The sequence below is a fragment of the Propioniciclava sinopodophylli genome (assembly GCF_004324755.1).
GTDB lineage: Bacteria > Actinomycetota > Actinomycetes > Propionibacteriales > Propionibacteriaceae > Propioniciclava > Propioniciclava sinopodophylli.
This window is the reverse complement of sequence record NZ_SDMQ01000006.1, coordinates 50,527-71,708: the sequence shown is the minus strand read 5'-3', so window position 1 is coordinate 71,708 and position 21,182 is coordinate 50,527. Positions and strand designations below refer to the sequence as shown.

Here is a 21,182-nt window from a genome sequence, read left to right as displayed (position 1 = left end):
GACATCGACGGACGCAGGAAGTGCGCCGTCGGGGCCCGGAGCCCGTGCAACAAAAGGCCACGCATTCCCTCCTACGATGGGAACATGCTCGTTGCCTTCTCCGTCGCCCCCTCCGGTGGCCCCACCGGCGACTCGGTCGCGGAGGCTGTCGCGGCCGCCGTCCGGGTGGTCCGCGCGTCCGGTCTGCCGCACCACACCGACGCCATGTTCACCACCATCGAGGGCACGTGGGACGAGTGCTTCGACGTCGTCCGCCGCGCCACCGAGGCCGTCGGGCAGTTTGGCCCCCGGGTCTCGCTCGTGCTCAAGGCCGACATCCGCCCGGGCCACACCGGGGAGCTCGAGGGCAAGCTCCAGCGCCTGGAGCAGCACCTGTGACGATCCTCCCCGTCACCCACGACGACGTCAGCGACGTCGTCCGCGCCCACATCGCGCTGCAGCACGTCAGCTACGCCCACGTCGCCGACGGCGGCCACGCCGCCGCGCTGTGGGGCACGTACGACCGGCGGGTCGCCGATCTGCACGACGCGGTGGACGCCGCGGCCGCGGCCCGGGCGTCCGGCCGCGAGCCGGAGGCCACCCACTGGGTGGCCCGCACCGACCGCGGCGCCGTGGCCGGCCTCGCGGCGGCGTTCCGCGGGGTGGGGGAATGGGAGCACGACCTGTTCGGCGACGCCTGGCGCCCGTCGGGGGCCGCGTGGTGCCTGGACACTCTCTACGTCATGCCGCACCTGCGCGGCGCCCGCCTCGGCCAACGCCTGCTGGACACCGCCCTGCGCGCCCGCCCCGCCTACCTGTGGGTGATCGCGGCCAACGAGTCGGCCATGCGGTTCTACGAGCGCAACGGCTTCGCCCCCGACGGGTTCATCGGCCGCTCGGGCCCCGGCTGGGGCGACATGGACATGGTCCGCATGGTGCGCACGGCCTGACCCCTCGCCCATCGGCACTTGCCCCGGTCTCCGACTGTCGCGTTTTCTACTACAAGAGGTAGTGTTGCGCCCAGACTCGTCACCACCGGAGGTTGAGCGATGGACCAGCAGCCCGCGCCCCGCAGCAATCTGACGCACCTGCCCGACCTGGGGGCGTCCACCGGCCGGGTCGGCCCCACCCGCGTGCGGATGCCGATCTACGTCGACCTTCTGCCCCCCTGCAACAACGCGTGCCCGGCGGGCGAGAACATCCAGGAGTGGCTGCGGCTGGTCAAGGCCAAGGACGACGAGGGCGCCTGGCGGGAACTGACCCGCAACAACCCCTTCCCCGCCATCCACGGCCGCGTCTGCTACCACCCGTGCGAGACGGCCTGCAACCGCGTCGAGTTGGACGGCGCAGTGAGTATCCACTCCGTCGAGCGCTATCTGGGCGACCTGGCGATCGAGCAGGGGTGGCGGTTCCAGGCCCCGGCTCGCACGAGCGGACGCCGCGTGCTGGTGATCGGCTCGGGCCCCTCGGGCCTGTCGGCGGCCTACCACCTCGCGATGCTCGGCCACGAGGTCGAGGTGCACGACTCCTCTGATCTGCCCGGCGGGATGATGCGCTACGGCATCCCCGAGTACCGGCTGCCACGCGACGTCCTCGACGCCGAGATCGACCGCATCCGCGCCCTCGGCGTCACCTTCGTGCAGAACCACACCGTCACCGACCTGGTCGCGGAGCAGGCGCAGGGCAACTTCGACGCCGTGTTCGTCGCCATCGGCGCCCACCTCTCCAAGCGCGTCGACATCCCGACCAGGGACGCCGGGCGCATCGTGGACGCGGTCAGCTTCCTGCGCGACGTCGCCTCCGGCGAGCGCCCCGTGATCGGTCGCCGCGTGGCGGTCTACGGCGGCGGCAACACCGCCATGGACGCCGCCCGCGTAGCCCAGCGCCTGGGGGCGGAGGAGTCGATCGTCGTCTACCGTCGCACCGCCGAGCAGATGCCCGCCCACGCCGGCGAGCGCGACGAGGCCGTCCGCGAGGGCGTGAAGATGAACTGGCTGCGCACCATCAGCCAGGTCGACGAGGGCCGGATGCAGGTCGAGATCATGGAGCTCGACGAGAACGGCAGGGCGGTCGGCACCGGCCGCTTCGAGACCCTCGAGGCCGACACCGTGATCCTGGCCCTGGGCCAGGAGGCGGACTCGGGCTTCCTCAAGCAGATCCCCGGCATGCGGTTCGACGGCGATGTCGTCCAGGTCGACACCCGCACGCTGATGACCGACGTGCCCGGCATCTTCGCCGGCGGTGACGCGGTCCCCTCCGAGCGCACGGTCACCGTCGGGGTCGGCCACGGAAAGAAGGCGTCCCGCGTCATCGACCGCTGGCTGGCGAGCCGCCCGGTCGTCGACAACCCGAAGAACGACCTGGCCACGTTCGACAAGCTCAACCTCTGGTACTGGGGCGATGACCGCGCCACCACCCAGCCCGAGTTGGACGTCGCTCAACGCCTCAACTTCGACGAGATCGTGGGCGGCCTGACCGACGACCAGGCGCGCACCGAGGCGTGGCGCTGCCTGAGCTGCGGCAACTGCATCGAGTGCGACGGCTGCCTGGGGTCGTGCCCCGAGGACGCGGTGATCAAGCTCGGCAAGGGCCTGCGCTACCGCTACGACTACACCAAGTGCACCGGCTGCGGCACCTGCTACGAGCAGTGCCCCGTGCACGCCATCGAGATGATCCCCGAGCGCTGACCGCGCGACGCGAGCAAGGAACCCACCATGACGAAGGCCATCATCGACGGCAACGAGGCCGCGGTATCCGTCGCGTACCGCCTCAACGAGCTGTGCTCCATCTACCCGATCACCCCGTCCTCCACGATGGCCGAGCTCGCCGACGAGTGGGCGGCCAAGGGACAGGCGAACGTCTTCGGGGTGAAGCCCACCGTGATCGAGATGCAGTCCGAGGGAGGTGCGGCCGGCGCGCTGCACGGCGCCCTGCAGGGCGGCGCGATGAGCACGACGTTCACGGCCAGCCAGGGCCTGCTGCTGATGATCCCGAACATGTACAAGATCGCCGGCGAGCTCACCTCGACGGTGTTCCACGTGGCCGCACGTTCGATCGCGGCCCAGGGCCTCTCCATCTTCGGCGACCACCAGGACGTGATGGCCGTCCGCCAGACCGGCTTCGCCCTGCTCGGCTCGGCCTCGGTGCAGGAGTCGCACGACATGGCGGCCGTCGCGCAGCTGTCGACGCTGCGCAGCCGCGTCCCGTTCATCCACTTCTTCGACGGGTTCCGCACCAGCCACGAGCTGAACACGCTCGACATGCTCAGCGACGACGACCTGCGCGCCTACGTGCCCGAGGAGCTCATCCTCGATCACCGCCGCCGAGCGCTCAGCCCAGAGCACCCCTACATCCGCGGCACCGCGCAGAACCCCGACACCTACTTCCAGTCGCGCGAGACCGTCAACCCGTTCTACGCGCGCGTGCCCGGCATCGTGCAGCAGGCCATGGACGAGTTCGCCGACCTGACCGGGCGCGCCTACCGCCTGGTCGAGTACCACGGCGCGCCGGACGCCGACCGCATCCTGATCATCATGGGGTCGGCCGCCCAGACCGCCATCCAGGCCGTCGAGCACCTCGTCGCGCGCGGCGAGAAGGTCGGCGTCGTCCAGCTGCGCCTCTACCGGCCCTTCCCGGTCGAGGAGGTGCTGGCCGCTATCCCGGGGTCGGTCACGCGCATCGCCGTCATGGACCGCACCACGGAGCCGGGCGCCGGCGGCGAGCCGCTGTTCCTCGACGTGACCAGCGCGCTGGCCGAGGCCGTGGCGTCAGGACGCCGTGCGACCCTGCCGCGCGTCATCGGCGGCCGCTACGGCCTCTCCAGCAAGGAGTTCACCCCCGGCATGGTCGTCGGCGTGTTCGACGAGCTGGCCACGGCGTCCCCGCGGCCGCGGTTCACGGTCGGCATCAACGACGACGTGTCGCTGACCAGCATCGACTACCCGGGCTGGCTGGATGTGGAGTCGCCCGAGACGCTACGCGCGGTCTTCTACGGCATCGGCTCCGACGGCACCGTCGGCGCCAACAAGAACACCATCAAGATCCTGGGCGGCATGGAGGGCACCTACGCCCAGGGCTACTTCGTCTACGACTCCAAGAAGTCGGGGTCGCGCACGGTCTCGCACCTGCGCTTCGGGCCGGAGCCGATCACCGCGCCCTACCTGGTCAACGCCGCCGGTTTCATCGGGGTGCACCACTGGTCGATCCTCGAGCGGGTCGACGTGCTGCGCCACGCGCGCCGGGGCACCGTCGTGCTCGTCAACGCGCCGTACTCCCCCGACGGACTGTTCGCGCGGCTGCCCCGCCGCATGCAGGAGAAGCTCATCGAGCTGGAGTGCGAGGTGTGGACGGTCGACGCCAACGCCGTCGCCCGCACCGCCGGCATGGGCAACCGCACCAACACCGTGCTGCAGACCTGCTTCTTCGCGATCTCGAAGGTGATGCCGCGCGAGGCCGCCATCGAGGAGGTCAAGAAGTCCATCCGCAAGACGTACGGACGCCGGGGGCCCGACGTGGTCGCGAAGAACGAGGCTGCCGTGGACGCCGCGATCGCCCACCTGCACCGGGTCGAGGTGCCCGAGGCTCCGGCCTCCGACGTGGCGATGGTGGCGCCCGTCCCGCTGGGCGTGCCGAAGTTCGTCCGCGACGTCACGTCGCGGATGCTGCTGGACGAGGGCGACGACCTGCCGGTCTCGGCACTGCCGGTCGACGGCACCTACCCCTCCGGAACGACCCAGTACGAGAAGCGCAACATCTCCGACATCATCGCCGTCTGGGATGAGACGGCCTGCATCCAGTGCGGCAACTGCGCGCTCGTCTGCCCACACGCCGTGCTGCGCGCAAGGTACTACCCCGACACCGCCCTGGCCGGGGCGCCGTCGTCCTTCCAGTCGGCCGAGCTGAACGCGGCCGGCCTGCCCGGCTCGCGCTACACCCTGCAGGTGTACGCAGAGGACTGCACCGGCTGCGGCCTGTGCGTCGAGGCGTGCCCGGTGAAGGTCGCCGACGGCGGTGGCCGCAAGGCCATCAACCTCGAGCCCGTCCTGGAGCGCGACGTGCCCCGCGAGAACATCCGCTTCTTCGAGACCATCACGATCAACCAGCGCAGCCGGGTCGACTTCGCGACGGTGCGCGGCGTCCAGTTCCTGGAGCCGCTGTTCGAGTTCTCCGGCGCCTGCACCGGCTGCGGCGAGACGCCCTACCTGAAGCTCTTGAGTCAGCTGTTCGGCGGGCGGACCTCGATCGCGAACGCGACGGGCTGCTCGTCCATCTACGGCGGCAACCTGCCCACGACCCCGTGGTCGAGCAACCGGTACGGGCGCGGGCCGGCGTGGTCCAACTCGCTCTTCGAGGACAACGCCGAGTTCGGCCTGGGCCTGCGCCTGGCCGCCGACCTGCAGACCCGGCTGGCGCGCACGCGCCTGGAGGAGATGCGCGACGTCATCGACGACGACGGCCTGGTCGACGGCATCCTCGAGAACGACCAGCTGTACGAGTCGGACCTCTCGGCCCAGTTCCGGGCCGTCGAGGAACTCAAGCACACGCTGGAGAAGATGGAGGGCCCGAAGGCCGCCGACCTGCGCTCGGTCGCCGACCACCTGCTGCGTCGCTCCGTGTGGATCGTCGGCGGCGACGGCTGGGCCTACGACATCGGCTCGGGCGGGCTGGACCACGTGCTGGCCTCGGGCCGCAACGTCAACGTGCTCGTGCTCGACACCGAGGTGTACTCCAACACCGGCGGGCAGGCCTCGAAGGCCACCCCCATGGGCGCGGTGGCGAAGTTCGCCTCCGGCGGCAAGGAGACCATCAGCAAGGACCTGGCCCTGCAGGCCATCGCGTACGGCAACGTTTATGTCGCCCGCGTGGCGATGGGCGCCGACCCGCAGCAGACGCTCAAGGCGTTCCGCGAGGCGGAGGCCTACGACGGCCCGTCGCTGATCCTGGCGTACAGCCACTGCATCGCCCACGGCATCGACATGCAGAAGGGCCTGGACCAGCAGTACTTGGCCGTCAACTCCGGGCACTGGCCGCTCATGCGGTTCAACCCGGTGCTGCGCATGCAGGGCAAGAACCCGTTCCTGCTCGACTCGCCGCGCCCGCGGTTCCCGCTGAAGAAGTACCACGAGAACGAGCTGCGTTTCCGCATGCTGGCCTCGTCCGACCCCGAGACGGCCGAGCGCATGCTGGAATACGGCCAGATGCAGGTGAACCGCCGCTGGCGGGACTACGAGGAGATGTCGACCCGGACCGCGGCGGAGTTCGCGGCCGACGCCAAGGAGTGAGGGACATGGACCTGACCACGCACTACCTCGGGCTCGAACTCGAGCACCCCGTCGTGGCATCGGCCGGACCCCTGTCCCAAACGGTCGCCGGCGTGCAGGGCCTCGTCGACGGCGGCGCATCCGCCGTCGTCCTCTACTCGCTGTTCGAGGAGCAGCTGCGCGCCGAAGTCGCCCGCGACGAGCAGCTGATCGACGCGCAGAGCAACGCGTTCGCCGAGGCGCTGGACTACTTCCCGACCACCCCGATCACGACCCGCTCGGCCGCCTACTCGTACCTGTCGCTGCTGGAGCGCTCGGCCAAGTCCGTCGACGTGCCGGTCATCGCGTCCCTGAACGGGGCCGACCTGGGCGGCTGGGTGGAGTTCTCCCGCGAGCTGGCCGACGCGGGGGCGTCCGCCATCGAGCTGAACATCTACCTGGTCCCCGGCGACGTGAAGACCTCCGGCGACGTCGTCGTGGAGCGCCACCTGGAGATCGTCTCGGCGGTCTCCGACGCCGTGTCCGTGCCCGTGTCGGTCAAGCTGTCGCCGTACTTCTCCTCGGTCGGCGACGTGGCGCTGCAGCTGGTGGACGCCGGGGCGTCCGGCCTGGTGCTGTTCAACCGGTTCCTGAACCCCGACATCGACATCGAGACCCTCACGACGGACGCCGGGTTCGAGCTGTCGACGCCCCAGGAGGGCCGCCTCCCCCGCATGTGGATCGCCTCCCTGCGCAACCACACCACCGCCTCGCTGGCGGGCACCTCGGGCGTGGAGTCCTCCGACGACGTCGTGAAGTACCTGCTCGCCGGCGCGGACGTGGTCATGACCACCGCCGCCCTCATCCGGCACGGGCGGTCCTACAGCCGCGAGCTCGTCGGCGGGCTGCAGTCGTGGATGGTCCGCAAGGGCTTCGCATCGCTGGATCAGGTGCGCGGCATGCTCGCCGTCCCGACGATGTGGGATGGCGAGGCCGTGCGTCGCGGTGGCTACGTCTCGGCGATCCAGGACGCCAAGGCCCGCTACGGGGCGCTGTAGCCAGCCGTGGTGCGGGTCTGAGTGCGGGTTCTAGGCCGCGTGCGACGGATCTGGCTGGCGGCCCTGCCCGTGTGTGGCGAATCTGGCTGACGGTCCTGCCCGTGTGTGGCGAATCTGGCTGACGGTTAGCACGCCAGGGCGTGCTAACCGTCAGCCAGATTCGTCACACGGGCGGGCGCAACAGCACTCAGACCTGTCGCCCGGTCCTGCAGAGGTGCCTCAGAAGACGGGCTTGCCGCCCGTCACGCCGATCACGGTGCCCGTGACGTAGGACGCCTCGAGCGGGCTCGCCAGGAACACGAACGCGCCTGCGAGCTCGGACGGCTGGCCAGGGCGACCCAGCGGGGTGTCCGCGCCGAAGGACGGCATGCTGTCGCCCTTCTTGGTGGCCGGCTGCAGCGGCGTCCAGATCGGGCCGGGCGCGACGGCGTTCACGCGGATGCCCTTCTCCCCCAGCTCCTGGGCGAGGTTCACGGTGATGTTGTTGATCGCCGCCTTGGTCGAGGCGTAGTCGATGAGCGCCTCGGAGGGGTCGTAGGCCTGGATCGAGCTCACGTTGATGATGCTGGAGCCCTTGCCCAGGTGCTTCAGCGCCTGCTGGCTGACCCAGATCAGCGCGTACAGGTTCACCTTCATGACCTGGTCCATCTCGTCGGTCTTCACCGAGGCAAGGCCGTGCTCACGGCGTCCCCACTGGAAGCCGGCGTTGTTGACCAGGACGTCCAGGCCTCCCAGGCCCTCCGCGGCCTCGTCGACCATCGCGCGGGCGGCCTTCTCGTCACTGATGTCGGCAGGCACCAGCACGCAGCGGCGTCCGGCCTTCTCGACCCACTTCTTGGTGTCCTCGGCATCGGACTGCTCGTCGGGCAGGTAGTTCAGGGCGACGTCGGCGCCCTCGCGGGCGAAGGCGATCGCCACGGCGCGGCCGATGCCGGAGTCGCCGCCGGTGATGAGGGCCTTCAGGCCCGAGAGCCGGTCGCGGCCGACCCAGGTCTCCTCGCCGTGGTCGGGGTGCGGCTCCATCTCGGACGTGAGGCCCGGGGGCTGCTGCTCCTGGGCGGGGAACCCGCCCTCGTCGATGGTCAGGGATCGTGCGGTGCGGTCGATGGCATGCAGATCGGTCATGGCATCCTGTCTACCACGGACGTCAAGCGTTTCTGCTAGTCATCGAAAGATGGCTAAGCTCGTCGAAGTCGAGCCCCACCGGCCCCCGGTGCGCTCCGTTCGAGGACTGCCAACCGGTGACCTAGACTCCCCAGCGATGGACGAGACGACAAGCCCGACCGCGGAGGCCCCCCTCAAGGTCGCGCTCTTCACCGACATGTACGGGCCCGGGCACTCCGGACTGCTGTACGCCGTGCAGTTCCTCGAGGGCGAGCTGCTGAAGGCGGGATGCCACGTGCAGGTCGTGGCGCCCGCGTGCGACGGCCCGAACCCCCACCGCGGGGAGCCTGGGCGCACCGAGGTGCGGCTGAAGTCGATCCGCCTACCGGGCATGCCGATGGCCGTGCCGAACGGGCGGGGCTTCGAGCAGGCGCTGGACGCCTTCGCCGCCGACCCGCCGGACGTCATCCACGTGCACGGGCTGGGTGCGGCCGGGATGCTCGGCGTCTGGGCGGCAGACCGCCTCGAGGTGCCTCTCATGGTCACGTGGCACACCGACTTCGAGGCGTACGCCGACCACTACGCGCTGCTGACGCCGTTCCTCGACGCCTACTACCGCCTGATCAAGGCGTCCGCGCACGGCATGAAGCGCCCCGCCCTGCAGGACATGCGCCGCTGGATGAGCGTGAAGTTCTGGAAGCGCGGCATGTCCCGGCGCAACCTGTTGAACGCCGCCCGCGCCATGCTGCAGGCCGCCGACCTGGTCACCACGCCGTCGGACAAGACGGCCACCCGCGTCCGCGAGCTCTCCCCCCGCAGCCACATCAAGGTCGTCCCGAACGGGGCGGACGCCCTCCCGCCCGGCGAGCCGCTGCCCCCGGCGTCCGGCCCCCGCATCCTGTACGTGGGGCGGATCGCCGCCGAGAAGAACGTCTCGCTGCTGCTGGAGGCGTTCGAGTGGGTGCGCGAGGAGATCCCGGAGGCCGAGCTCATGGTGGTCGGCGACTGGCACGCCGCGCCGCCCGTCCTGGAGACGCGGCTGCGCCGGGCCCGTTCCCGCGGCGGCGTCACACTGGTCGGTCAGGTTCCGCGCGACAAGCTCGGCCCCTACTACGCCTCGGCGGACGTGTTCGCGTTCCCGTCGCTCACCGACACCCAGGCACTGGTGCTGCACGAGGCCGCCCACGCGGGGCTGCCGATCGTGTCGGTCGACCACGAGCTGCGACTGGTGCTGGACGAGGGCGTCAACGGCGCCATCGCGCGCCCGACGCCGGAGTCGCTGGCCCGCCAGCTGGTGATGATGCTGCACAAGCTGTCCGACCCCGAGTTCAAGGCCGCCGCCCAGGCGCGGTCACGCCAGATGGCGGGCTGGTGGACGATCGCGAACCAGTCCGCCGCGATTCTCGACCTGTACCGGGCGCTCGCGGCGGGCGAGGAGGTCCCCGAGTCCATGAAGGCGATCCCGCCCAACGGCGATGCGTGAGACCTGCCCCTGCGGAACGGGCAGGCCCTACGAGGCGTGCTGCGGCGCGATCCACGACGGACGCCGCGTGGCGGCCACGGCCGTCCAGCTGATGCGGTCGCGGTACTCCGCGTTCGCGCTCGGCCTGGAGGGCTACCTGTTGGAGTCGTGGCACCCCTCCACCCGGCCCGCCTCGGTCGACCTCGACCCGGCCATGACCTGGACCGGCCTGGTCATCGAGGACACCACCAAGGGCTCGGCCTGGGAGGACGACGGAACTGTCCGGTTCGCCGCCTCTTGGGAGTCGGGGCGCCACGCGGGCGTCCTGCGCGAGACGTCGCGCTTCGCCCTGCTGGACGGGCGCTGGGTGTACGTGAACGGCACGCTCCACTAGTCACGGTCGGCCGGTTCGTCGAGGCCCCTCGACGAGCTCAGGCAGGGGGTGGTGTGCGCCCACGGGTGTGCACTTCGAGGCGGCGATCCCATCGCTGTGGCGATGGTTCTGCGAGCTCGAAGTGCACACCGGGGCGGGCGACGGACTCAGGGCTGGGAGGATCGGGTCATGGGCCGCTCAGCGGGTCGAGGGACGGAACCCGCGCAGCAGCAGCGAGTTGGCGACGACGAACACCGAGCTGAACGCCATGGCGGCGCCGGCGATCATCGGCGTCAGCATGCCCAGCGCGGCCAGCGGGATCGCGGCGACGTTGTACGCGAACGCCCAGAACAGGTTGGTCCGGATCGTGCGCAGCGTGCGCCGCGACAGCCGGATCGCGTCGACCGCCAGCATGAGGTCGCCGCGCATCAGGGTGATGCCGGCGGCCTCCTTGGCGGCGTCGGTTCCCGACCCCATGGCGATGCCGAGGTCGGACGCCGCGAGCGCGGCCGCGTCGTTGACGCCGTCGCCGACCATCGCCACCTGCCCGCGGGCCTGCAGCTCGCGGACCACCTCGACCTTGCCCTCGGGGCGCACGTTCGCGCGCACCTCGTCGATGCCGACCCGTGTCGCCACCGCGCGTGCGGCGCGTTCGTTGTCGCCGGTCAGCAGCACCGGGGTCAGGCCGAGATCCTTCATCCGGCCGATCGCCTCGGCCGACGACTCCTTGACCGTGTCGGCCAGGGAGATGACCCCGACTGCGCGGCCGCCTGAGCCGTCCCGGCTGTCTGAGCTCGGCGATGCCCCGTCGACCGGCCCAGGGAGCCGGACCTGCACCACGACGGGCGTCTCGCCGCGACTTTGGGCGTCCTCGATGACGGACGCGAGCGCGGAAGGCAAGCCCTCGGCGGCGTCCGGCCGCAGGACGGCGACCTCGACCCCGTCGACCAGCGCGCGGACGCCCTCGCCGGGGGTGTTCTCGAACTGCCCCAGCTCGCCCAGCCCGCCATCGGACGCCGCCGCGACGATGGCGCGGGCCAGGGGGTGCTCCGAGCCGGACTCGGCTGTGCCGGCCAGGCGGAGCAGCTCGGCCTCCGTGACCCCGTCGGCCGGGTGGACGGCCACGACGCGCAGGTCGCCGCGGGTGACGGTGCCGGTCTTGTCCAGCGCGATGGTGCGGACGGCTCGGGCGCGCTCGAGCACGTCCGGGCCGGCGATGATCGCGCCCATCCGGGCGCCGACGCCGGTGCCGACCAACAGGGCGGTCGGGGTGGCGAGGCCGAGGGCGCACGGGCAGGCGATGATCAGCACGGCCACCGCCGCCGTGGCGGCGAACAGGATGCCCTCCCCCGCCAGCAGCCACCCCACGAAGGTCAGCGCGGCGATGACGAGGACGATGGGCACGAAGATGCCCGAGATCCTGTCGGCGAGCGCCTGGATCGGCGCCTTCCGGGTCTGGGCCTCCTCGACCATGCGCGCCATGCGGGCCAGCTCGGTGTCGCCGCCGAGCGCGGTGGCGCGCACGACGAGGCGTCCGTTCGCGTTCAGCGTGGCGCCGAGCACGCGATCGCCCGGGTGCTTGTCGACGGGAACCGACTCACCGGTGACCATCGCCTCGTCGACGGCGCCGGTGCCCGACACGATCACACCGTCCGTCGCGATCTTCTCGCCCGGGCGGACGACGAACTCGTCGTCCAGCTTGAGGAAGTCGATGGGAAGGCGCTGCTCCACGCCGTCGCGCAACACGGTGGCCTCGGACGCCCCGAGCGTCAGCAGGGCGCGCAGCGCCTCGGAACTCTGGCTCTTGGAGCGGGCCTCGAACCAGCGTCCGGCCAACAGGAACGTCGTGATGCCGGCGACGGCCTCGAAGTAGACCGAGGCTCCGTCCGAGCGCCCGATCGAGAACTCGAAGGGGTGCGTGTAGTGGAGGTCGCCGGCGTGGGTGAAGAGCAGTGCCCACACCGAGTACCAGAACGCGGCGGAGGTGCCGAGCGAGATCAGGGTGTCCATCGTGGTGGCGCCGTGCTTGAGGTTGACCCACGCGGAGTGGTGGAAGCGGCGTCCGGCCCAGAAGTAGACGGGCGCGGTCAGCAGCAGGGACGCCCACGTCCAGCCCGGGAACTGCAGGGCGGGAACCATCGCGATCGCGATGACGGGGACGGCGAGGACGGCGCTGAGCACCAGGTCCCGGCGGATGGGGGCCGCGCGGTCGACCTGGGGCGCCGCCGGGTCGGGACGCCGTGCGCCGTAGCCGGTGGCCTCGACGACCTTGATGAGGTCGGAGGTGGTGGTGCCGAGCGGGGCCAGGACCTTGGCCTTCTCGGTGGCGTAGTTGACGGACGCGATGACGCCGTCGACCTTGTTGAGCTTCTTCTCGATGCGGGCCGCGCAGCTCGCGCAGGTCATGCCGTCGATGTCGAGTTCGAACGATTCACGTCGCTCGTCGTTTGTCGTGGGCGTGATGGCCACGGTGGATCACTCCTTGGTGCGGAGGACCGGCGGGTGGTCGGGCGACCCCGAGGACTGACCGGCCCTGGCGGAAGGGTTGGGTATTCAGGTGTGGGGCCCGGCTGGGCCTGCCTCGACAGGCCCAGCCGGGGAATCATCAGGAGACGGTGTAGTCGCCCGCCTCGGCGACGGCCTCCACGATGCGGTCGAAGTCGACCGGGGCTTCCGAGGCCACCTTCAGCGAGCCGGACTCCAGGTCGACCTGCACGTCGGTGACGCCGGGGATCGCGGAGATCTCCTCGGTGACCGCGTTGACGCAGTGGCTGCAGGTCATGCCGGAGACGGTGTACTGGGCCACCTGGCCGCCACCGATGACGCCGCTGGCGGCCGACGGTGCGGCCGAGCCGGACGAGGCCTTGTCGCCGCAGGTACAGGGCTTGCCCTCCTGGCAGCCGCAGTCGCAGTCCGGGCCGCAGTTGCAGCCGGCGGCCTGGGCCTGGGGCTCCTGCACCGGGGTGGCCTGGGCGTCGCCGCCACAGCCACAGCCGCCACAGCCACACCCCCCGCCGGAGGCGGCGGCGTTGGCGTCCTTGATCGTGAGGTCAACCATGGTGATTCTCCTTGTGAATGGTGGGTCAGCTGCGGACGAGGCGCGCGATCGCTTCGGACGCCTCCTGGATCTTCTCCTCCGCGGCCGGGCCACCCTCGCGGGCGGCTGCGACCACGCAGTGGGCCATGTGGTCCTCGAGGAGTTCGAGCGCGACGGACTGCAGCGCCTTCGTCATGGCGGAGATCTGCGTCAGGATGTCGATGCAGTACTTCTCCTCCTCCACCATGCGCTGGAGCCCGCGGGCCTGACCCTCGATGCGGCGCAGGCGGCGCTGGTAGTTCTCCTTCGCCGTGATGTAGCCGTGCTGGTGGTCGGCGTCCGCGGCTTCACCGTGGCAGCCACAGCCGGCTGGCGACGCCACGTCCAGCGTGCTCGCGTCGTCGGGGATCGTGGGGATGGTGCGCTCGGTCATGTTTCCTCCTCGCACCGGAAATCATACCCCCCAGGGGTGTGTTCCCCCAAAGCTCAGCGACACTTGAGCAGATACCCTCGTCCCTGTGGACAACCGGTGCATGACTCGGCCCCATAGCACCCCGCACGGGAGGGTGGTCAACCTCCGGCGCCACTCATCCCAAGAAGTGAAAAGTCTCCCCCATCCCCAGCCTCCACGCACCATACGCCCTAGCCGGAGCGCGGTTGAGGCGAGAAGTTCTGCGGGATCCCCAGCTACGACGGCGTGTCGCGCACAGGCCGGACGCCGTGGGTCCACAGTCATCCACAGTTCATCCACAACCGGGGGTGGATGACTCGTTTGGCGGCGGGGCACACAGGGTCTAACGTCGTCTGAACCCCCGACGGCCAGGAAGTGTCAGACCCTGCCGCTTGAGTGGGAGCAGGTCGGATGAGGGAGTGGGATGTCGGAGCAGCGTGGGCAGTGGTCGGACAATGTCGTCCCCTTCGAGCAGCGCGGCAGCGGCTACGCCGATCGGACGCCCCCGCAGGATCTGGCCGCCGAGCAGAGCGTGCTCGGCGCGATGCTGTTGAGCAAGGACGCGATCGGCGAGGTCACCGAAGTGCTGAAGGGCCGCGACTTCTACCGGCCCGCGCACGAGTACGTCTTTGACGCGGTCATGGACCTCTACGGCGCCGGCGAGCCGGTGGACGCCATCACGGTGGCCGACCACCTCGGCAAGAAGGGCCAGATCAGCCAGATCGGCGGCCACATCTACCTGCATGAGCTGCTGTCCTCGGTGTCGGTGACGGCGAACGCCACCTACTACGCCGAGATCGTCCGCGACAAGGCGATCCTGCGTCGTCTGGTCGATGCGTCGATGAAGATCTCCCAGATGGGCTACCAGGCCGAGGGTGACGTCACCGGCATCGTCGACCGGGCCCAGCAGACGATCTACGAGGTCGCCGAGAACCGGACGAAGGAGGACTACCAGCCCTTGTCGGAGCTGGTGGAGCTTACCCTCGACGAGATCGAGGCGCTGACCCAGCACGGCCAGATGGCCGGAGTCCCGACCGGGTTCATCGACCTGGACCACCTGACCAACGGGCTACACCCGGGCCAGATGATCATCATCGCCGCCCGTCCCGGCATGGGTAAGTCGACGCTGGGGCTGGACTTCGCACGCGCGGCGTCCATTCGCCACGGCCTGTGCTCGGTCTTCTTCAGCCTGGAGATGACGAAGTCGGAGATCGTGATGCGCCTCATGTCCGCGGAGTCGGGCGTGCCGCTGAACGCGATCCGCAAGGGCGACATGACCGAGGAGTACTGGCAGCGCATCTCGAACAAGACCGCGCAGGTGTCGCGGGCGCCGCTGTTCATCGACGACTCCCCCAACCTGACGATGATGGAGATCCGCGCCAAGGCGCGCCGCCTGAAGCAGCGCAACGACCTCAAGCTGATCATCATCGACTACATGCAGCTGATGACCTCGGGCAAGAAGGTCGAATCCCGCCAGCTCGAGGTCTCGGAGTTCTCCCGCCAGATCAAGCTCTTGGCCAAGGAACTCGAGGTTCCCGTCGTCGCGCTGTCGCAGCTCAACCGTGGCCCCGAGGCGCGCCAGGACAAGAAGCCGATGCTGTCGGACCTGCGCGAGTCAGGCTGCCTGACCGCCGACACGCGCGTGCTGCGCGCCGACACGGGTGCCGAGGTGACGATGGGTTCGCTGCTGGAGTCAGGTGAGCGCAACGTGCCGGTGTGGTCGTTGGACGCCTCGGGTCGCTTGGTCGCCCGCCCCATGACGCACGTCTTCTCGTCGGGGGTCAAGGAGGTCTTCCGGCTGCGGTTGGCGTCCGGACGCGAGGTGAAGGCGTCGGCCAACCACCCCTTCCTGACCTACGGCGGCTGGGTGCCGCTGGGCGAACTGACCGAGGGCACTCGCGTGGCGATCCCAAGGATGGTGCCCCAGCCGCTGAATCCGATCCAGCGCGATGACGACGAAGTGATCCTGCTCGCGCACCTGCTGGGTGACGGCTCGTTCGTGAAGCGCCAGCCGATCCGTTACGCATCCATCGACGAGTTGAACCTCGAGATCGTCGCGGACGCTGCGGATCGTCGGTTCGGCATCACGGCCGTGCGTGACGAATACGCCGCCGCTCGCGTGACGACGCTGCGCCTGCCTGCGCCGTTCCACCTGACGCACGGACGCCGCAACCCAATCGCCGCGTGGCTGGACGAGATGGGTCTATTCGGGAAGCGTTCGCACGAGAAGTTCGTGCCCGACTGGGTGCACCAGTTGCCGCGCGAGCAGGTCGGCCTCTTCCTGAGCCACTTGTGGGCCACAGACGGGTCGGTCCGCTGGGACGACAAGGCCGGGCAAGGACGCATCTACTACGCGACCTCCAGCCGCCGACTGGCCGACGACGTCATGCGTCTGCTCGGTCGCTTCGGCATCGTCGCACGCCTCAAGACAGCCCAGAAGGCCGGCTACCGCGACGGCTACCACGTGCTTATCAACGGCGCGGCAGCCCAGCGCTTGTTCTGCTGGGAGATCGGCGTCTGGGGCGCCCGCCGCGAAGGTGTCAACGAGGTCTTGCGGAATCTCGAGGGCATCGTCCCGAACACGAACCTGGACACCGTGCCCGCCGAGGCTTGGCGGAAGGTGCGCGCACAGTTGGTGACGGCCGGCATGACCCACCGTCAGTTCGCTGCTGCCATGGAGACGCAGTTCTGCGGCTCGACGATGTGGAAGCACTCCCCCAGTCGCGAGCGCTTGGCTCGTGCTGCCCGCATCGTGGGGTCGGCAGAACTCGAACGCGAGGCCACCAGCGACATCTACTGGGACGCCGTCGCCTCCATCGAGTTCGTGGGCGAGGAAGAGGTCTACGACGCGACCGTTCTGGACACCCACAACTTCATCGCTGATGGCATCAGCGTGCACAACTCCCTGGAGCAGGATGCGGACATGGTGATCCTCCTCCACCGTGAGGATGCCTACGACAAGCAGTCCCCTCGCCAGGGAGAGGCCGACTTCATCGTGGCCAAGCATCGAAACGGTGCCACCGACACCCTGCCAGTGGCGTTCCAGGGTGCCCTCAGTCGGTTCGTGGACATGCAGCGCTAGAGCCCTCGGGCGTCTTGTCGAGATGCAGGGAACTCTTCAAGAACCTCCGACTTTGCTTCATATGAAACCCCTGAGGAACAACTCTCAGGTTCCCGCAGGACATGATCCCGAGGAGACTGATGCCGGCCACCCCTGCGGACCTGATGCTCCACGACGTGATCGAGGAGTATGCAGCGAAGCCCGCGGACCCCTCTTTCACGCGGCTCTATAGCGACACCCAGTTCGGGCACATGTTCGCGGTCCTTCACGAGCAGTTGAACGATCACTTCCTTGCCATCAATGGTCGCGCGGAGTCAACACACCACTACTGGGCGGAGAACAGCCGAGAGCTCCTCGCCTTGATCAAGAACCTGAAGCAGCACCTACATGACTTGGGTCGGTACGGGTTCGACATCCAACTCGATGCGCGGTACTGGTCGGCAATTGAGCGCTGCAAGCCATGGCTGTCCCCCAGTGGCGGCAGCACCGTAGGCGTGGCCGTCGGGGGCGACGCGGCGGGCGGAGAGTAGGACGTCGAGCCCGCCGCCGGAACCGAGGTCGAGCACGACCTGGCCCGGTTCCAGCGCCGCGAGGGCCGTGGGGTTTCCGCACCCCAGGGAGGCCGCCAGCGCCGCCTCGAACGGGGTGTGTGGGTCGTACAGGTTGCGCGTGATGGGGTCGTCCGTCGTGGAACCCGCCGGCGACGAACCGCAGCACCCGCCGCCCCCACAACACGCGGCCCCGCTCGCGGCGTTCGGGGTGTCGAGGACCTGGAGATGGGCGCGGGCGGTGGCCGTGTAGTGCTCCTGGACCGCTTGGTGGACGTTGCGGTGTGCCGGGTCGGATTCGGGGGACATGAGGGACCTTCTTCAGTCGAGGATGCGGCGCAGGAGTTCGGCGACCCGCTGCTGCAGGTCGTCGCGGATGTCACGCACCACGGGGAGCGGCTGGCCGGCGGGATCGGCGACCTGCCAGTCCTCGTAGATCTTGCCCGGGTAGTAGGGGCACGTGTCGCCGCACCCCATGGTGATCACGACGTCGGCAGCCTGAACGACGGTGTCGGTGAGCGGCTTGGGGTAGGCGGCGGTCAGGGCGATGCCGCGCTCGGCCAGCGCCTCGACCACGAGGGGGTTGATGTCCCCGGTGGGCTGGGAGCCGGCCGAGCGGACGTGGACCCGGCGCGCGGACAGGTGCTCGGTGAGGGCTGCGGCCATCTGGGACCGTCCGGCGTTGTGGACACAGATGAACAGGACCTCGGGGACCTTCTTCGCGACCCGCCCCTCGGCCTGGGCCTTGGCCATCAGTTGCTCGCGGGCCTGCCGCGCCACGAGGACGGGCAGAAAGGTCTCCACGTGCGCGCGGGGTTCCAGCAGGGCGCGCGCGGCGTCGACCGCCTCGGCGACGTCATCGGGGGTGAACACGCCCCGGTAGCTGTACTCGAGGTCGGCCTTCAGGGTCTCGTAGGCGTCCGGGATCACGGCAGGCCCCTCACCGGTCGCCGGGCAGCGGCTGGACGGGTACGTCGAGCGACGCGAGCAGCTCGGTCACGCGGCGCTTGATGTCGTCGCGGATGGGGCGCACGGCGTCCACGCCCTGGCCGGCCGGGTCCTCCAGCACCCAGTCCTCGTAGCGCTTGCCCGGATAGAACGGGCAGGTGTCGCCGCAGCCCATGGTGATGACGACGTCGGACGCCCGCACGGCCTGGTCGGTCAGCACCTTCGGCTTCTCGGCCGAGATGTCGATTCCCTCCTCCAGCAGCGCCTCCCGCACCGCGGGATTGATGGTCTCGGCCGGGGCCGAGCCGGCTGAGCGCACCTCGACCGCACCGCCGGAGAGGTGGTGGGCATAGGCAGCCGCCATCTGGGACCGCCCGGCGTTGTGCACGCACACGAACATGACCGAGGGGCGCTGCTCGACACCGAGTTCGGACGCCAGCGCCCCAACGCGGGCGTCGATGTCGTCGCGGATGATGTTCATTCGGGCCGCGCCCTCGATGCCGCGGAGGCTGGGCTCATCGGTCTCCCAGCGTTCGATGGTGGCCTTCATGCCCTCGACCGGCTCGACCTGGGCGTCCGCCCCGAGGATGACGACCCGGTCGGCGGTGCGGAGCAGGTCGGGATCGATGCCCTTGGGGGTGGCGCCGGCCATGCTGGCGCCGACCTCGACCACGGACGCCACGGACTCGGCGTTCACGCCGGCCTCGACCGGCTTGGGCCTGGTACCGGCGGAGTGGATGGCGACGGCGTCCCCGACCCTGCGGCGCAGGAGCGCCTCGGCCATCTGGGACTTGCCGGCGTTCGACACGCAGACGAACAGGACGGTGGGACGGCGATCGGTGGTCATGGGTCTCCTCAAGGGGACGAAGGGGACGAAGGGGTCGATGCGGTCGAGCGGGACGGGACGCTGGGGTCGCCGGGGAACAGGCGCGGGGCCAGCCACAGGCTGACGTAGACGAGGCCCACGAGGATCGGCACCTCGATCAGCGGGCCGACCACTCCGGCCAGCGCCTGGCCGGAGGTGATGCCGAAGGTGCCGATCGCGACCGCGATGGCGAGCTCGAAGTTGTTGCCGGCCGCGGTGAACGCGACGGTGGCCGAGAGCGCGTAGTCCAGGCCAACCGCGCGCGAGGCCAGCAGCGAGCCGAGCCACATCAGCGCGAAGTACGCCAGCAGGGGTAGCGCGATCCGGGCCACGTCGAGCGGTCGGGAGAGGATCTCGTCGCCCTGCAGGGCGAACAGCAGCACGATGGTGAACAGCAGCCCGTACAGCGCCCAAGGCCCGAGCCTCGGCAGGAACCGCTCTGCGTACCAGGTGCGCCCCTTGGCGCGCTCACCGACGTACCGGGTGAGGAACCCGGCGGCCAGCGGGATCCCGAGGAACACCAGCACGCTCACGAAGATCGCCCACACGGAGAACTCCGCCGAGGTGGTCGGTAGGCCCAGCCAGCTCGGCAGGACCTGCAGGTAGAACCAGCCCAGCGCGGAGAAGGCGATGACCTGGAACACCGAGTTGACCGCGACCAGGACCGCGGCGGCCTCGCGGTCGCCGCAGGCGAGGTCGTTCCAGATCAGCACCATCGCGATGCAGCGGGCCAACCCGACGATGATCAGGCCTGTCCGGTACTCGGGGAGGTCGGGCAGCAACAGCCACGCCAGCGCGAACATGAGCGCAGGGCCGAGCACCCAGTTGAGCACCAGGGAGAGGGCCATCAGCCGCTTGTTGGCCGTGACGCGGTGGGTCTCGTCGTACCGGACCTTGGCCAGCACCGGGTACATCATCACGAGCAGGCCCAAGGCGATGGGCAGCGACACCGACCCGATCTTCACCGCTTCGAGGGCCGGGGCCAGGCCCGGCACGAGGCGTCCGAGCAGCAGCCCGACCGCCATCGCGGCGATGATCCACACCGGGAGGAACCGGTCCAGGACGCTCATCTTCGCGGCCACGGTCGCGTGGGCTGCCGAGTGGGTTTGGGTGGGCGCCACGATCGCACCTCTCATATCGACGACGTTCGATCCTCATCCTTCCCGACTGCATCGACACCTGTCAATATGGCGGCTACACTGGCCGGATGGCACGCGCGGCACTGGACCTCAGCAATCTCGTCATCGAGGCCGAGACGTGTGCCACGGCGGCCCCCGACGTGATGCCCGCCGAGCGCGCCGGTTGCCTCGCCGACACGTTCAAGGCGCTGGCCGACCCGACCCGGGTGCGGCTCCTGGCGCACCTGGCCGCCTCCCCGGACGGCACGGCCTGCGCCTGCCACCTCCCGGACGCCCTGGGTATCAGCCAGCCCACCCTCTCCCACCACTTGAAGAAGCTCACCGAGGCCGGGCTGGTCACGCGCGAGCAGCGTGGGCGCTGGGCCCACTACACCGTGGTGAGGAACGTCCTCGATGTCGCGCGGGACTTCCTCGGCGAATCCACCGAGGGCCCTCGCTGCTGCTGACCGACGCCGACTTCTCCGGGATCGCATTGGCGCACGTCGATATGGGCTACCCTAGGGCTATATCGATGAGCGTCAATTAGTCACTGGGAGGGGCCATGGCCGTCATCCGCGTCTTCGAACCCGCACTGTGCTGCAACACCGGTGTGTGTGGCACCGACGTCGACGAGAGCCTGGTCCGGTTCACCGCGGACCTGAACGCCGTGAAAGGCGAGGGCGTCGACATCGCCCGGGCCAACCTGGCGACCGATCCGGCGGCCTTCGCGGCGAACCCGATCGCGGTGGCCTTCGTCCAGACCGTCGGCTCCGCCGGCCTGCCCCTGACCGTGGTGGACGACATCACCGTGCTCACCGGCCGCTACCCCACGCGCGAGGAGCTGCAGCAGTGGGCGGGCGTCACACCGGCACTGCGCATCGAATTGCCCCTGTCCACCGCCGGTGGTTGTGGCGGCTCCACCGGCTGCTGCTGATTCCC

General features: G+C 69.8%; 18 protein-coding genes and 1 pseudogene. 11 read left to right on the top strand and 8 right to left on the bottom strand.

Annotation, left to right across the window (positions count from 1 at the left end; genetic code table 11):
- The first annotated feature begins 84 nt into the window (after positions 1-84).
- The 5 genes from ET989_RS07405 to ET989_RS07385 all read left to right on the top strand — a co-directional run bounded on the left by ET989_RS07405 (position 85) and on the right by ET989_RS07385 (position 7,276).
- On the top strand, positions 85-378 hold the full coding sequence (locus ET989_RS07405) for a thiamine-binding protein (RefSeq protein WP_131167908.1): 294 nt from the start codon (positions 85-87) through the stop codon (positions 376-378).
- Positions 375-929: a GNAT family N-acetyltransferase gene (locus tag ET989_RS07400; protein WP_131167907.1), complete on the top strand. Its 555-nt coding sequence runs from the start codon at positions 375-377 to the stop codon at positions 927-929. Before ET989_RS07405 ends, ET989_RS07400 begins: the two co-directional genes overlap by 4 nt.
- 99 nt (positions 930-1,028) lie before the next feature.
- Complete coding sequence (locus ET989_RS07395; RefSeq protein WP_131167906.1) at positions 1,029-2,666, top strand: NAD(P)-binding protein; 1,638 nt, start codon at positions 1,029-1,031, stop codon at positions 2,664-2,666.
- Positions 2,667-2,693: 27 nt separating this feature from the next.
- Positions 2,694-6,260: a pyruvate:ferredoxin (flavodoxin) oxidoreductase gene (nifJ, locus tag ET989_RS07390; protein ID WP_131167905.1), complete on the top strand. Its 3,567-nt coding sequence runs from the start codon at positions 2,694-2,696 to the stop codon at positions 6,258-6,260.
- 5 nt (positions 6,261-6,265) lie between these two features.
- Positions 6,266-7,276 (top strand): dihydroorotate dehydrogenase-like protein, encoded by a 1,011-nt coding sequence (locus tag ET989_RS07385; RefSeq protein ID WP_131167904.1) that lies wholly within the window; start codon positions 6,266-6,268, stop codon positions 7,274-7,276.
- Positions 7,277-7,495: 219 nt separating this feature from the next.
- Here the strand turns inward: ET989_RS07385 and ET989_RS07380 are convergent, their stop codons facing one another.
- Positions 7,496-8,401, bottom strand: coding sequence for an SDR family oxidoreductase (locus ET989_RS07380; RefSeq protein ID WP_131167903.1), 906 nt, complete (start codon positions 8,399-8,401; stop codon positions 7,496-7,498).
- A gap of 136 nt (positions 8,402-8,537) precedes the next feature.
- Between ET989_RS07380 and ET989_RS07375 the strand changes: the two genes are divergently transcribed.
- Complete coding sequence (locus tag ET989_RS07375) at positions 8,538-9,863, top strand: glycosyltransferase (protein ID WP_165490082.1); 1,326 nt, start codon at positions 8,538-8,540, stop codon at positions 9,861-9,863.
- Complete coding sequence (locus tag ET989_RS07370) at positions 9,856-10,236, top strand: YchJ family protein (protein ID WP_131167901.1); 381 nt, start codon at positions 9,856-9,858, stop codon at positions 10,234-10,236. The genes ET989_RS07375 and ET989_RS07370 overlap by 8 nt, the downstream gene beginning before the upstream one ends.
- Before the next feature lie 177 nt (positions 10,237-10,413).
- Here the strand turns inward: ET989_RS07370 and ET989_RS07365 are convergent, their stop codons facing one another.
- The 3 genes from ET989_RS07365 to ET989_RS07355 all read right to left on the bottom strand — a co-directional run bounded on the left by ET989_RS07365 (position 10,414) and on the right by ET989_RS07355 (position 13,685).
- The gene (locus ET989_RS07365) at positions 10,414-12,684 is read right to left on the bottom strand and encodes a heavy metal translocating P-type ATPase (protein WP_277751354.1); all 2,271 of its coding nucleotides are present in this window, start codon (positions 12,682-12,684) and stop codon (positions 10,414-10,416) included.
- Positions 12,685-12,820: 136 nt separating this feature from the next.
- Complete coding sequence (locus tag ET989_RS15565) at positions 12,821-13,273, bottom strand: heavy-metal-associated domain-containing protein (RefSeq protein WP_241656257.1); 453 nt, start codon at positions 13,271-13,273, stop codon at positions 12,821-12,823.
- A gap of 25 nt (positions 13,274-13,298) precedes the next feature.
- Entirely contained in the window at positions 13,299-13,685 is a 387-nt protein-coding gene (locus tag ET989_RS07355) for a metal-sensitive transcriptional regulator (RefSeq protein ID WP_131167900.1), read from the bottom strand.
- Positions 13,686-14,127: 442 nt separating this feature from the next.
- Between ET989_RS07355 and ET989_RS07350 the strand changes: the two genes are divergently transcribed.
- Together ET989_RS07350 and ET989_RS14895 are read left to right on the top strand one after the other, a co-directional pair.
- Positions 14,128-16,785, top strand: coding sequence for a replicative DNA helicase (locus tag ET989_RS07350; protein ID WP_131167899.1), 2,658 nt, complete (start codon positions 14,128-14,130; stop codon positions 16,783-16,785).
- A gap of 119 nt (positions 16,786-16,904) precedes the next feature.
- Positions 16,905-17,294 (top strand): hypothetical protein, encoded by a 390-nt coding sequence (locus ET989_RS14895; protein ID WP_165490081.1) that lies wholly within the window; start codon positions 16,905-16,907, stop codon positions 17,292-17,294.
- Between the two features lie 339 nt (positions 17,295-17,633).
- Here ET989_RS14895 and ET989_RS07340 read toward each other — a convergent pair whose 3' ends face one another.
- The 4 genes and pseudogenes from ET989_RS07340 to arsB form a co-directional block, all read right to left on the bottom strand.
- On the bottom strand, positions 17,634-18,242 hold the full coding sequence (locus ET989_RS07340) for an arsenate reductase ArsC (RefSeq protein WP_241656256.1): 609 nt from the start codon (positions 18,240-18,242) through the stop codon (positions 17,634-17,636).
- 10 nt (positions 18,243-18,252) lie between these two features.
- The gene (locus ET989_RS15555; RefSeq protein WP_241656266.1) at positions 18,253-18,660 is read right to left on the bottom strand and encodes an arsenate reductase ArsC; all 408 of its coding nucleotides are present in this window, start codon (positions 18,658-18,660) and stop codon (positions 18,253-18,255) included.
- Positions 18,661-18,819: 159 nt separating this feature from the next.
- Positions 18,820-19,107, bottom strand: a pseudogene (locus tag ET989_RS15550) (arsenate-mycothiol transferase ArsC); the annotation flags it as partial.
- An 8-nt stretch (positions 19,108-19,115) separates the two neighbouring features.
- Positions 19,116-20,261 carry an ACR3 family arsenite efflux transporter gene (gene arsB, locus ET989_RS07330; RefSeq protein WP_131167897.1) on the bottom strand — a complete coding sequence of 382 codons (1,146 nt, stop codon included), beginning with the start codon at positions 20,259-20,261 and terminating at the stop codon, positions 19,116-19,118.
- 71 nt (positions 20,262-20,332) lie between these two features.
- Between arsB and ET989_RS07325 the strand changes: the two genes are divergently transcribed.
- A complete protein-coding gene (locus tag ET989_RS07325) occupies positions 20,333-20,710 on the top strand; it encodes an ArsR/SmtB family transcription factor (RefSeq protein WP_131167896.1) in 378 nt (125 codons plus the stop codon).
- Between the two features lie 95 nt (positions 20,711-20,805).
- The gene (arsD, locus tag ET989_RS07320; RefSeq protein WP_131167895.1) at positions 20,806-21,177 is read left to right on the top strand and encodes an arsenite efflux transporter metallochaperone ArsD; all 372 of its coding nucleotides are present in this window, start codon (positions 20,806-20,808) and stop codon (positions 21,175-21,177) included.
- Positions 21,178-21,182 lie beyond the last annotated feature (5 nt).